The following is a 13,278-nucleotide window of genomic DNA, read 5'->3' as shown; positions in this document are numbered from 1 at the left end:
ATGTACGTTGGCGCACACCCGGATGAATATTCCAAGCTGGGTCGGCGCTGCCATCGCGCACTCCACCTATGTGCGCCAACGCACCGAGATCCCCAGCGCGCCGGCGCATTCTCACCGACAGTACGAAGCTGCCGACCTGGCAGGCCTCGACCTAAACGGAGAACTTTCAATGCGCCCCTCCTCGGTTGTTCTAGGAAATGTTTACTCGCACTTGATTGTTGCAACACGTGTACACCGAAAGAGTGCGGCGCTGGTCATCGGCGTGAGCCTCCTCGCGACGCTCGCTGCATGCGCCAACACGTCGGCGCTCACGAAAGAGCGAGTCGCCCAAAGCGACGCATCGCTTCAGCAGGCACAACAGGCCGTGGGGCGATCGGAGGCCGGCGCGATAGAGCTGCAGCAGGCCAGAGACAAACTGAACGCGGCCAAGGCTGCGCTCGCCAAAGACCAGCCCCAGGAGGCGGAGCGCTCGGCCGCGCAGGCGCACTTGTACGCCGAACTTGCGATAGCGAAATCGCAGACTGCCAGCGCACGCAAGGCGGCTGACGAAGTACTCGCCAGCGTCGAGCTCTTGCGCACAGAAGCCGAGCGCACATCCCCGACGCAACGCTGATATTCCCAATCATAGGCATGAGGTCATGGACATGAAATTCAACAAACGCATCGTGCTGAGCGTGGCAGTAGCCGCGATACTCAGCGCGTGTAACGCCACCCCTGAACGCAACGAAACGCTGGAACGAGCACGAACCCTAGTGCCGGAAATGGAACAGTCGCCGCGCGCGGGTATAGCAGCAGCCGATATCGCCAATGCACGCACTGCACTGGACGCGGCGAATCGGCTCGCCGAATCCAAGAGCAGAAAAAATGATATGGAATTCGAAGCCACGAACGCCGTGCTCAGCGCGCAAATCGCCAACGAGAAGATTTTGACCGCGCAGGCAAATGAACAGGTCGCCGCTGGCACGGCTCAGCGCCAGACGGTCCTGCTTCAGGCGCGCGAACGTGACGTCCAACGCAGCGCCACTCATGCCAAGTCGCTCGAGGCAGAGCTGGCGGATATGAAACTGCAGAAGACCGAGAGAGGTCTGGTCCTGACTCTTGGCGACGTGCTGTTCGACACCGCGCAAGCGACGTTCAGAGCGGGCTCTGACGCGCCGCTCGATCGCCTCGCCGCGGCCTTGAAGGAGCAACCCGACCGCAAAGTGCTCATCGAAGGCCATACCGACGACGTGGGCTCGGACCAGAACAACATGGCCTTGTCGGAACGTCGGGCTCAGTCCGTGCAGATAGGCTTGATTCAGCGCGGCGTGGATCGCAGTCAGATCACCGCGGTGGGCAAAGGTGAAAACTTCCCTATCGCGAGCAATGACAGCGCCGCAGGCCGCCAGACGAACCGTCGAGTCGAACTGATCTTCACCGACAGCGTCGCGCCTGTCGCGACGGGATCCGGATGACCGCCCTGCTGGCTGGACGGGGCGCTGCCGCATGCCCAATGCACTCGCACGCCGGAGCACTATCGATGATCAGCCCGACCAGCGCGGAACGACGCAATCGATATCCCGACTGCTACGTTCCGGCACACACATTACCGCCACGGACGTCTCCTCCGAATCTGCGCGCCGAGTCAGCGGCAATCTGCGAGTTATCCAACTCCCTCGCCGAAAACCCAAGCGCAACCGTGCGACAGGTGCTCGACGTTGCGCAGGATCTTTGCGGCGCTGGCAGCGCCGGGCTGAGCCTCTTGCATCTGGATCAAACCGGTGCAGCAACTGTGCGCTGGGAAGCCGTTCGGGGAGCACTGTCCGCGCACGAGGCTACCGACACGCCTCGCGAAGGTAGTCCTTGCGGCCTCTGTTTAGACACTGGGATCGCCATTCTTATCTCACGGCCCCAGCGCGTGTTCGACGAGCTGGCCGATAAACTACCGTCGATCGCCGAGATCCTGACCATTCCACTGTACGACGGCGGGCGCAAGCAACTGGGCACGCTCTGGGTGGCACATCACGACGGCCAGGCGCACTTCGACAGCGACGACGTGCGTATCGCGGAACAACTGGCGGCGCAACTGTCACTGGCGCTAAAGCTGCAGGAACAAGCACGCGACCACGCCCGCGCACTGGCCTTGTTCGAGTCGCACCAACGGGCGCAGCGGAATCTGCTGACGTACGATCAGTACGAAGCGCGCGCGCTGTTCGAACAGACGGAGATCGAAAATCGGCAAGCACTCCGGTTTAAAGACGCGTTGATCGACGAGGCGCATCACCGCACCAAGAACACGCTGCAGATAGCCTCGAGTTTGTTGGCCATGCAGGCGCGAGCAAGCGCATTGGCGCAGGTGCGTGATGCTTTGCTGGATAACGCTGCCCGCCTGCATATCCTGGCAAGGGTTCACGAACTGCTGTACGCGAATGCCAACAGCACGCAGAGCGTGTTCATGCCGCAATTATTGCAGTCGCTGGGGAGCGCGTTAGGGCAATCGTTTGGCGGCACTCACCCGCACGTGACGTTGCAGATCGAGTGCGATCAAATCAAGCTGCCCGCCCAGGACGCGTTAGCGTTGTCGCTGCTCGCGAATGAGGCTGTAACAAACGCCTACAAGCATGCATTTGCGAGCGAACCCACGGGCCTGATCACGGTCTCGCTTCAGCGCACGCGCGAGAACGCCTTATCCCTTCGCATCGAAGACACCGGCAGTGGCTTTGCCTCTCCCGACGGCGGCGAGGGCACGGGGTTGAAGCTGATCCGTACATTCGCAGCTCAATTAAGTGGAACGCTCGATGTGGGACGTAGAGACATTGGCATGGGCACGCGGCTCACGCTTACCATCGCTGCCCCTGATCCACGCGCAGGCTCGGAGAGCACTGACGATCACTCGTCGCGGCTGAGCTTGAACTGCCTGACGAATCGATAATCGACCGCCGTGCCGAGACCGAGCTCCGTCGCTTTGTGCCGAACCGATGCAGGATCACGATGCAAGCGCGTTGCCAGCTGCATCACACACTCATCCGCATGTTGCCAGCTTTTGACCGTCTGGCCGTGCAAGAAGGATTTCAGCTCCACGATCTCGTGCTCCTGCCATTCCCCTTGCGACCGGGCAACCGACCGGCGATGCATCTCAGCCGCCTCGTCGTCGCGGATAGCCTGTGTCAACACTTCGATCAAAGTGGCTTTGTGTTCCGACGGCAGCTCGCTCGTGATCACGAATCGAAGCGCGGCATGCAACGCCGCCAACCGATCTGGATGTTTCATATCCTCGGGCACGGTCAACTCCCGGGCACGGCAACGCACGCCGCCTCTTGCTTGCGAAATCCCGCTTCACACGACCAGTCGTCTCCCGCGTAACCGATGAAGGCATTGGTTGGGACACGCACGGCGACACAACCGGCGCCTTGCTTGCGGAAGCCGCGCTCGCAGCGCCACTCGCTACCGCGATCATCGAGATATGCGTTCGTCGGGACGACTATGGGCGAGCACTGGTTGTCGATCCGCTGAAAGCCGCGCTCACACTTCCAATCATCGCCGGCGCGAACCAAATATGCGTTGGCAGGAACTTCGATCGCGACACATCGATCCTGCGTTTGTCTGAAGCCTCGATCGCATTGCCATCCGAAGCCGTGAATCGAGTCGAGCAAGTAGGCATGTGCCGGCACCTCGCCTTTCACACAGGATTCGCCGACCGCGCGATATCCGCGATTGCAGCGCCAGCCCTGATCGTAGCTGGAGTCCACGGCATAACCGTTCTGCGGCACTCGTACGGGCGTGCATCGCTGATTGTCATTGAGGAATCCGCGATTGCAGCGCCAAGACGTGCCCCGCGCATCTAAATATGCGTTCGCTGGGACGACCACAGCGATACAACGTCCCTCCGTCTCTCGATAGCCGCGCGCACACTCCCAACCGCTGCCATAGGCTTTCGGACGGGCATTCTCCGGAATTGCGGAATGAGAGCTTTGCGCCTGGGCGCTGGCTGCAATTTCAACGAGCAATAATGCCGTACATCCAGCAACGAGCCGACTAATCGCCCAACAGCGCAAGAGTTTCTCCAAGATACGAACCAGCCCCCAGTGTGCGCGCTTCGGTCACCTTTAGATAGGTAAATATATTTTGCGCGGGCTGTTTTGAACTAATGCACATCGCTGCGCATTGACAGATTGAGACTTCGCAGGGCGCCACGCATCGTGGGGACGCGAAGCAAATGAGCTGCAGACGTGCCGTCAGACGATTCCGATCACCGCATCGATGAGCTGCTGGAATTGGCGAGGCTGAATCCCCAAACCAGTTCGTCGACCCTGGTGCGGAGAGTCCTGGAGAGCATCAACTCCCGGCCACCACCGCAAACCGATACTCAATTCGCTAGATTGTTGCAGCAGATCTCCGAGCGTCCGCCCCACGTGTGATACCCACTACGTCCATCGATATGCGGTGTCACCCAGTCCTTTCTTCATCGAAGGCTGTGTTTAACCTGGTCTGGAGCGCTCGCTACATAGCTGAACCCCTGCACGCGCCCGTCCCGAAGCACGACCGGTTCGATGTCGATAGTGCCCCAGAATGCGCTGCCGTCGGGCCTGCGGCGCCACGCTTGTCGAGTGATTCGGCCTTCGATGACGGCGGCACGCAAGTCACGATCTGGCTGTCGTCTGGAAACCTCCTCCGAGGAATAGAACAACGACAGATGGCGGTCGACGACTTCCTGGGAGTCGTAATCGCGTCCATCTGGACTGCCGTACCAGCTGACCACGGTGCCCGCTTCATCCAGCATGGCTAACGACGCTAACGAATTTGATTGCGCATTCGCGACCATCGTCATGTGCAGCCGCGCCCCGCGCTTCAACAGCGCCCGTCGCCGCCAGGATCGAATCTTGTCGGAGCGGCGGTCAGCCGCCGTGAGCTGATCCGATTTCGACGGTATCGCAACCCCCCACTCTCGTTCGTCGCTTGGCACCGCTGGCTCGTGTTTCATACGCTTCTCCATATGACACCTGCCGGTACTATGACTTAGCGGTGCTCGCCTCTCGGTGCGCCAGCGAACATTGGGAACCGCATGCGCTGCTCGACGGGGGAATTGCCGGCACCAAACTCCCCCACTACTGACGCGAGCTCGGCGACAGCTGACCGACCATGGGGCATATGTCTGTTGTTCGGACGACGACGCCGGAAGGAGATGTCATGCCAGAGGCCAGTACGCAGAAGCGCAAGCCGAACATCGTTCTAATCTTATCGGACGACTTCGGCTATGGAGACGCGGGCGTTTATGGCGGAGGCGAGAATCGCGGCATGCCGACACCGAATCTCGATCGCCTGGCGGCTGAGGGCATGCAGTTCATGTCGTTCTATGCTCAGCCGAGCTGCACGCCGGGCCGTGCCGCCGTCCTCACAGGACGCATCCCGAATCGCAGCGGTATGACGACGGTCGCCTTTCAAGGTCAGGGCGGCGGCTTGCCCGCGGCGGAGTGGACCCTTGCGTCGGTTCTCAAGACCGCAGGTTATAAAACGTTCTTCACCGGCAAGTGGCACCTGGGTGAGTCGGATTATGCGCTTCCGAATGCGCACGGCTACGATGAAATGAAGTACGCCGGGCTTTATCACCTCAATGCGTACACCTACGCCGACGCGGAGTGGTTCCCCGATATGGACCCGGACCTGCGCAAGATGTTCGAGAAGGTGACTAAAGGGGCGCTCTCCGGAAAGGCAGGCGAGAATGCGAAGGAAGATTTCAAGGTCAACGGTCAGTACGTCAACACGCCGGACAAAGGCGTCGTCGGCATTCCGTTCTACGACGAATACGTCGAGAAGGCCGCGCTCGAGTACCTTGAGGCCAATGCCAAGTCTGCGGAACCCTTCTTCATGAGCGTGATGTTCATGAAGGTGCACCAGCCGAACATGCCGGCGCCGGAGTTCAAGGGCAAGTCGCTGTCGAAGTCCAAGTACGCAGATTCGATCGTGGAGAACGACACTCGGATCGGCCGCATCGTGGACAAGATCCGTTCGCTAGGACTGGACGACAACACCTATGTGTTTTGGACCACTGACAATGGGGCGTGGCAGGACGTCTATCCAGATGCGGGCTACACGCCCTTCCGTGGCACGAAGGGCACAGTGCGCGAGGGCGGCAACCGCGTGCCGTCGATTGCGTGGGGGCCGGGTATCAAGGCTGGCGTGCGCAATTCCGACGTCGTGGGTGGCCTCGACTACATGGCGACGTTTGCCGCTCTGGCCGGCGCGAAACTGCCGGAGAACGATCGCGAGGGCAAACCCATCATCTTCGACAGTTACGACATGTCGCCGGTTCTTTTCGGCACCGGCAAGTCCGAGCGCCAGAGTTGGTTCTACTTTACCGAAGACGAGTTGACGCCCGGCGCCGCGCGCGTGGGCCACTACAAAGCGGTGTTCAACCTGCGCGGCGATGATGGTGCGAGAACGGGCGGTCTTGCCGTCGACTCCAACCTCGGATGGAAGGGAGCCAACGCCTACGTCGCGACTGTTCCTCAAGTCTTCGATCTGTGGCAGGACCCGCAGGAGCGCTACGACATCTTCATGAACAACTACACGGAGCACACCTGGACGGTGGTGTCGATCAACGCGGCAATCAAGGATCTGATGAAGACGTACGCGAAGTATCCGCCGCGCAAGATTCAGAGCGAAACATACACAGGCCCGATCACACTTACCCAGTACGAGCGCTTCCAGCATTTGCGCGAGCAGGTCGCCAAGGGCGGCGTTGAGATTGGGCTGCCTTCCGGCAATTGAAGGGGTGCGCGTTGGATCTTGCCGAATTGCTGATCGGCGATCATCTCACTCCATTGAGTTGACGCAGCTGTACGAAGACTTGATCGAAGCTATCGACGCGCAACAATCCCAGCAGCGCGCTCACGAGCAGAACGAAGCCGAGCATGAGATAGATGGCGATCGGCCTGCACGATGAGGTCGCGCCGGTGCTCGAAGCTGCGCGGCGCCTGTGAATATGAATGCAATGAGCAGCCCCATCGCCCGTAGACCGCACCGTCGATTGCACCTACGCCGGCGATGGACTGCTCGCCATCCCTGCGGAGTCGCGCCCGCCCGACCCACCACCCGATGCGCAAGCACAACAGCACGTCAAGAACGGTACGCACGAGAAGATCGCTGCCTGGAGGATGGGCGTGGAACTCCTAAGCCCTCTGCGCTAGCTCGCGGTACGGCGCAGGGATCATCCCGCATGGGAGACGGCCGTCAGAGCGGCACCGCCGACGCACTGAGTGAAAGCCGATCCGCGGGCGCCAGGTCGCGGAGGCCGAAGGACTTCAGCCGACCGCACAGCGGCGCACCGATGGCGGCTCCCGGCAGTGATGATCCGAGCCTCATCGACGCGAGTTCGAGGGTCGACAGCGGTTGCGGGCTGACGCCGTATGCAATTTGGGCGTGCCCGCCAGCGCGTAAGCCATTGTCGGCAAACACCTTCTGGTTCGTGGAGGGGTAGTCTTCAGCGCTAGACCCGCAAGTTGTCCTAGTTTCACTGCCACCCTCCTCGACTTACCGTAACTGGACCCGTACCATCTGCGCCGCTGCTCGCAGGGACAGCGCTAATCGGGCTGCCCCGACTATTTCACCCTTTTTCCCGCGACGCGCCCGTAGCTCAGCTGGATAGAGCATCGGCCTTCTAAGCCGGTGGTCGGGGGTTCGAGTCCCTCCGGGCGCGCCAATCCGCCGCTCTCGTGTGCTCGAACTTCCTCCAACGACTAGTGTTCGCGCCGAGTTCGTATATACTCTGCGCCCCGCACGGCTGGGCCCTCTTGCAGGGTCGGCGAGCGGGAGCCACTATCGATTGCAATGGTGGACGTAGCTCAGTTGGTAGAGCCCCGGATTGTGATTCCGGTCGTCGTGGGTTCGAGCCCCATCGTCCACCCCACTCGATGAAGCACTGGTCTCGCTGTGGCTGCGTTGGGTAGTTTGGAAAGTTCTGTTACACTTTTACGTCTTCGTAGACGGCGCGGACATTCAGTCACTACGCCGCACACCACGATCACGTGGGCTGTTAGCTCAATTGGTAGAGCAGCTGACTCTTAATCAGTTGGTTATAGGTTCGAGTCCTATACGGCCCACCACTTTCCTGCTTTAGATTCCGCGACTTACGAGTTCGAGGCGACTACGAAAATTCCGCCTCTATAAAACTCTCTATAAAACTCCCTCTGTTTCGCCGGTTCGTGCGGGCTCGACCACCGCAACTTCGTGGTCATAGAGGTCGAGCATGGCGTCGGACTTGCGCCCCGCTCGCCTTCTTCTTATCGGCTCTTATGGCCTTTGCTATCGGCGATACCTCGATGCTTCAGGCCCGTGCAGCGTGAGCGCTCGCTGGCGATCATTGCGGCGATGATCAAGTTCTGCAACGCGCTGCCAAACCGTCGTCAACGACGTACCAACTCAACAGAAAATCAATCGCTGGCGGGTAGAATCGGAATGGATCGGGCCTAAGTTGGTTGATTGACCTGGTGCGTGCGCGCCAACGGCGAGAGCGGCATGCCGTGCGGGTCGCGGCTGGATGAAATGAAAATGGCCCCTAATGTTCACTTTTTAATGAATGCAGAAGGCGGCGGAATTCGCAAGCACCAAAGGCCAGGGCCGCCTCCGTCGTTTCCCGAAGAACAAATCATCAGGGGCGAATATCGCCACAATTCCGGCGTTACGCCAACGCAGGCAAGTCGGCGATCGCAGTGTCCAAGACTTCGATCTGCCTCCAACGGCTGTGGTGATCGGGATCTCAAGGCCAAAGAACGCATTCAACACGGCAACCGCGACCGACGCCTTGGCTGTATTGAGCCACGGATGAATGCCTCTACAAAATTCATGCTGGAATCCGCACGGTTTGTCCGCTATTTTGAATTCCGGCTGCTAGCCTCGCGATTTTTCCGATCGGTCGCTCTGACTGCTAATCGATCATGCGTCCGCGAGGCTATCTGACTTTGATGGGAAAATACCAATAACGCGAGTGCAAAATCGCGTCGGAACACTATGGATAATCTCTATGACCTTTCTGGTCTTGGCTCCCAGGCATTCGAGAATCTCGTTAATTTCCTGGCGTTGAAAACCTTGGGGCTCGGCGCGACCGGTTTCGGTCCAGGCGCCGACGGTGGGCGTGATGGATTCTTTGAAGGTGAAGCCCCATACCCGAGTGCAAAACAGCACTGGGAAGGCATTTGGTATATCCAATCGAAGTTTCTAAGGCCGCATCTCTCAAAAGATCCGCAAAAGTGGCTAATCGAGCAGGTGAAAGACGAGATTGCCGCCTTTACCGCCCCCCATTCAAGGCGCACTTGGCCGGACAATTGGATCATTGCTACAAACATCGAGCCCAGCGGCACACCTGAAACAGGAAGCTTTGACTCGATCCGGAAGCTGGTCCGGAAGTCGACAGGCGGGAGACGCATAAATGTGGCTGTGTGGGGCGGCCGCAAAATACTCGACCTGCTATCAACCAATTCAGACGTCGTTGACCACTTCCGCCATCTTCTGACGCCTGGGCATGTTCTGTCAGCGCTGTACAGCGAGATCGGGGACTCTCGAGCTTCACTCGAAGATATCGCTCGCTATTTCATCGTTGCACAGTTCTCCGAACATTTGTACACAAAGCTAGACCAGGCAAATTCTTCTACGGATGTGCGGCCAGGTGTTCATGACCTTTTTATAGATCTCCCGTTCAGGACGTCCGGTAATGCACGAGGGAATGGCATACTGGCCGAATTAACCAGCTCCGCCGCATTTTCGCACCGGTACAGCATTAGAAGGGAGATTCCTGAGTCCTGGGGCGCGTGGGCCCGCCAGCTTCGCAGAGCGCGAGTCGCATTGATTAAAGGTGGGCCAGGCCAAGGCAAGTCAACGATCGGGCAATACCTCTGTCAGATTCATCGCGCAAAGCTGATCCTCTCTGAGGACGCACCGCGCGTCAGCGCACAGCTCAAAAACCTCGCCAAGTCAATTCAGGCAGCTGCCCTTGCCTCCGGCTTCTGGCCCGATGCCCCTAGAATACCCATTCAGATCGAGCTGAAAGAATTTGCGCAGTGGTATTCGCGACGCAACGATTCGGAACAGCGCAGTGTTCTTGTCTTTCTGGCAGAGAAGATCGAAAGAAAGGTCGGAAGCGACGTCCTCCCGAAAACACTAAAAAGGGCGCTGTCCAAACGTTCATGGATTGTCGTATTCGACGGACTGGATGAGGTCCCAAACGACTCGAAAGATGCCATCGCCAGTGAAGTAATGGAGTTCCTAAATGACATTCTGATCGACATCGACGCTGATGCGCTTGCGCTTTGTACGTCAAGACCACAGGGGTATTCGGGCCAGTTCAGCGGCATAGACGGCCCCGTTGTTGAGCTCCTGCAGCTCGGGGAGAAAGAGGCGATCAAGTGTGCCATCCCGCTGCTCAAATTTGGACGTACGGCAGAGGAAGCAGAGACGTCCATCGCGACGCTGGAGGCTGCAATCAAATCGCCGAGCATTCGTGAACTGATGACGACGCCACTTCAGTCGCACATCATGGCCGTCATTGTAAGGGATGGAGGACGTCCACCCGAGAGGCGGTGGCAACTGTTCAGCGGCTTCTATCAGGTCATGAAGAAGCGCGAAAGTCAGAAGAACTTTCAGAATCCAGTGATTGCTCGCCTGCTTCGTGAGGAGGATCGGCTGCTCAAAGCGGTTCATATGCGCTTGGGCTTCGTCCTTCACGCAAGAGCCGAAGTTAGTGCCGGCGCCCAAACAACGTTAACGAGGGAAGAGTTTCGCCGGCTCGTGGAAGATGTCGTTAGGGAGCTAGTTGATGATGACGTGGCTAGCACAACGGCAGCTGTACTGGAGGCCACCACGGAACGGTTGGTTCTTGTCAACACGCCTGAAAGCGGTGAACACGTTCGTTTTGATATACGGCAACTTCAGGAGTTCTTTGCGGCCGAATTTCTTTATTCGGGAGTTGAGGCCAAGGAACTCGCGGATCGGCTTCGAGTGATCGGAGGAGACGCACACTGGCGCGAAGTGATGCATTTCGTGTTAAGCGCCCTTATCGAAAACCAGCGCCCGAGCGAATTCGCTTTATCGGTGCAGGTACTGCGAGGCTTCAACGAAGGCGACGAAGCAGACAGAAGCAATCTATATGCGCGCCGAACAGGCAGAGCGTGCCTCATAGCGCTGCGACTGCTTGCTGAAGGAGTATTGGAGCAAGATCGCCTTGACCGACAGCAGATCCGTCCATTGCTCGATCCCATTGGAGGACTTTTAGACCTTCGCCTATTACGAAAACACTCATCGCTGCGGCTCGAAAGATCGCGTCAATGGTTGATTGCTCTTTTGAGCGAAAAGATCGCAACGAACAGCGCTCGCGAGTACGTTGGCGCACTAGCATTGCTAGGCTGGATGTTGCCGAGCGGGGATCCGACAGGCGACTTGGCACATGTCTCACTAGTTAATTCACCCATTGAGTTGCAGCAACTTCTATTTAGCCACTGGGCTCCGCCGTATTCCTTGGAATTGCCAAGTCCCCGTCGGCTAGATATAGATAAAGAGGATCGGCCAAGCGCCTGGGTTTTGCGCGCCGCGCTAAGGATACTGAGTTCTGACAAGTACATACTTTACAGCACTGCGAGCGTAGAGCGCATGCTGCGAATCTGCGTTCAGGGAATTGATGTGCTCCCAGAAGTTGCAACGAGCGATGGTTTCGCTGAGGACATCACTGGCGCCATGGGCGCGTTTATGAATCTCTACGTAGATCAGCACCGACTCACCAGACGAGAGACTAAGGAAAACCGGACGAACTGTGGATTGGTGGTGGGGCATGTCCATCAAGCGAACTGGATTAACGGCAAGCTTCCGAAGTCATTGTCGAAAATTAGAGCCAACGCCAGCCAGGGACGGATTGGCGGTATTTTCGCCCTGATGTTCGCGTGCCTGCGGTTCGCTAAAGAAAGAACACCAGACGCACTTATGAGTTTTACTCAGCTCGCAAAAGTTGCGGGATCTGAGAAGACATGCCTGCTTCCATCGACACTGCTCGCGCTCGTTCCTGTTGCCAGTTCTTACGGACGCGATCCAGGTGGAATCAAGCACCTAATGAACGTTGATGATCCCTCAATCGAAGCACTTATTTCGAGACTTCGTGATTCAATAGACGCCCCGTTTTCACTCCTCGAGCTTTCTGACACTGCCAAGGACCCCACAGAGAGGGATTGCAGTTTACTCGCTCGCAAACTTCCATCGATTGCCATTAGCTGGGCATTCGACGTGGAGCATGACAACTGGCGCGGCCCGCTGAAATTTGTTCCCGAACTTATCGACACCATCACGGGATATCCTGAGGAAACTGTTCAGCACATCCTGAAATGGGGGGCACTTACCAGCGATCATCCAGATCTTCTACAAACAATTAAAAGCATGCCACGCAAGCTGAGCATTGAAAGCTCACGCTTAACATACTCCGTTGAAAGCCGTGTTCATCCCTTTCAATTGAGCCTCCCCGATGACATCGCTTTACTGCCGTTCCTCGCGGGTGCGCTTGCTGCCCGAGCAAGGCATGCGAAGGAAAACGATGTTGTATATAGAATGAGAAATCGCGACGTCTCTCTTTCGAAGCTGATAAGTGGATACGGACTCGATCAAATCTCCCTCAAATCTATTGCAGCATCAACTGCGTTCGATAGCGCAGCTAGGGCCGCTGCCACCGCACTGCGTTGGCTCACGCTGGCGGATGTCGAGAACAGAAGCGATGACGCCCCTCCAAAATTGCAGCTTGAGATCGATTTTTTCTTCGAGTTTCTATCGACCTCGACTGATAATTGGTTTGTATTCGCGTTTATACAAGGCGTGCTAACGAGCGCTTCGGAAAATGATCCACAAGCGAGGCACGCAGTGACTCGGCTGTTGGGCTGGTCATCGGATTCTGCGAGCAATAGAGAAGATCTAGTGGGTCTCTTGGAGACTTGGCGGGAGCGCTCGGATGCTCCGGTGCATAAAAAGCAGGCATTGGAGAAGTGGCTTGGATACGTTTTCTCGCCTCCGATCTACGCGGTCTAGGGATCTGACTACTGCCGGTCTGCTCATTCGGGGTGGGCGGGCGACAAGGGCTGGCGAGAAGCGCTCGGCTCTCGAGCCAGCGCCGTTGTCTCAGCAATGACGCAGCCGCCGTTCTGTCCAAGGGTAATCCTCCCGAAAATTAGGTGAGGCCAGAAGTGGAATTTTCTCGTAACCTTGACCGAGGAGATTCCCTTGAAGAAATCCCGATTTACGGACAGTCAGATCATTGCGATCTTGAAGCAAGCCGAG

The 13,278-nt window shown here is 57.9% G+C and carries 8 protein-coding genes and 3 tRNA genes; 8 read left to right on the top strand and 3 right to left on the bottom strand.

What is annotated here, in order from left to right; genetic code table 11:
• Positions 1–7: 7 nt before the first annotated feature.
• From EK373_RS22190 to EK373_RS22180, 3 genes are read left to right on the top strand one after another with little or no spacing between them, the layout of a single operon-like run.
• The gene (locus EK373_RS22190; protein WP_157994484.1) at positions 8–613 is read left to right on the top strand and encodes a DUF4398 domain-containing protein; all 606 of its coding nucleotides are present in this window, start codon (positions 8–10) and stop codon (positions 611–613) included.
• Positions 614–644: 31 nt separating this feature from the next.
• Positions 645–1,454: an OmpA family protein gene (locus EK373_RS22185; RefSeq protein ID WP_157994483.1), complete on the top strand. Its 810-nt coding sequence runs from the start codon at positions 645–647 to the stop codon at positions 1,452–1,454.
• A complete protein-coding gene (locus EK373_RS22180; protein ID WP_129646058.1) occupies positions 1,451–2,911 on the top strand; it encodes a GAF domain-containing protein in 1,461 nt (486 codons plus the stop codon). Before EK373_RS22185 ends, EK373_RS22180 begins: the two co-directional genes overlap by 4 nt.
• Here the strand turns inward: EK373_RS22180 and EK373_RS22175 are convergent.
• From EK373_RS22175 to EK373_RS22165, 3 genes are all read right to left on the bottom strand, one after another.
• Positions 2,869–3,261 (bottom strand): hypothetical protein, encoded by a 393-nt coding sequence (locus EK373_RS22175; RefSeq protein WP_129646056.1) that lies wholly within the window; start codon positions 3,259–3,261, stop codon positions 2,869–2,871. The genes EK373_RS22180 and EK373_RS22175 overlap by 43 nt on opposite strands.
• 2 nt (positions 3,262–3,263) lie before the next feature.
• Entirely contained in the window at positions 3,264–3,728 is a 465-nt protein-coding gene (locus EK373_RS22170; RefSeq protein ID WP_129646054.1) for a hypothetical protein, read from the bottom strand.
• A gap of 713 nt (positions 3,729–4,441) precedes the next feature.
• On the bottom strand, positions 4,442–4,960 hold the full coding sequence (locus EK373_RS22165; RefSeq protein WP_129646052.1) for a PAS domain-containing protein: 519 nt from the start codon (positions 4,958–4,960) through the stop codon (positions 4,442–4,444).
• A 206-nt stretch (positions 4,961–5,166) separates the two neighbouring features.
• Here EK373_RS22165 and EK373_RS22160 point away from each other — a divergent pair, with 206 nt between their 5' ends.
• The 5 genes from EK373_RS22160 (at position 5,167) to EK373_RS22140 (ending at position 13,029) form a co-directional block, all read left to right on the top strand.
• The gene (locus tag EK373_RS22160) at positions 5,167–6,747 is read left to right on the top strand and encodes an arylsulfatase (protein ID WP_198683542.1); all 1,581 of its coding nucleotides are present in this window, start codon (positions 5,167–5,169) and stop codon (positions 6,745–6,747) included.
• 854 nt (positions 6,748–7,601) lie between these two features.
• A tRNA-Arg gene (locus tag EK373_RS22155) sits at positions 7,602–7,678 on the top strand.
• 131 nt (positions 7,679–7,809) lie between these two features.
• A tRNA-His gene (locus EK373_RS22150) sits at positions 7,810–7,885 on the top strand.
• Between the two features lie 120 nt (positions 7,886–8,005).
• Positions 8,006–8,081, top strand: a tRNA-Lys gene (locus EK373_RS22145).
• A 904-nt stretch (positions 8,082–8,985) separates the two neighbouring features.
• Positions 8,986–13,029, top strand: coding sequence for an NACHT domain-containing protein (locus EK373_RS22140; RefSeq protein ID WP_129646048.1), 4,044 nt, complete (start codon positions 8,986–8,988; stop codon positions 13,027–13,029).
• Positions 13,030–13,278: the final 249 nt, after the last annotated feature.

The organism is Peristeroidobacter agariperforans (assembly GCF_004138335.1).
Taxonomy (GTDB): Bacteria; Pseudomonadota; Gammaproteobacteria; order Steroidobacterales; family Steroidobacteraceae; genus Steroidobacter; species Steroidobacter agariperforans.
Note: the sequence above shows the minus strand (reverse complement) of the source record. Positions and strands in the feature narration are given on the sequence as shown.

Excerpts from the sequence above, each read along its gene's own strand:
- EK373_RS22185 (WP_157994483.1), top strand. The coding sequence starts at position 645 with ATGAAATTCAACAAACGCATCGTGCTGAGCGTGGCAGTAGCCGCGATA.
- EK373_RS22160 (WP_198683542.1), top strand. The coding sequence starts at position 5,167 with ATGCCAGAGGCCAGTACGCAGAAGCGCAAGCCGAACATCGTTCTAATC.
- EK373_RS22180 (WP_129646058.1), top strand. The coding sequence starts at position 1,451 with ATGACCGCCCTGCTGGCTGGACGGGGCGCTGCCGCATGCCCAATGCAC.
- EK373_RS22140 (WP_129646048.1), top strand. The coding sequence starts at position 8,986 with ATGGATAATCTCTATGACCTTTCTGGTCTTGGCTCCCAGGCATTCGAG.
- EK373_RS22165 (WP_129646052.1), bottom strand. The coding sequence starts at position 4,960 with ATGAAACACGAGCCAGCGGTGCCAAGCGACGAACGAGAGTGGGGGGTT.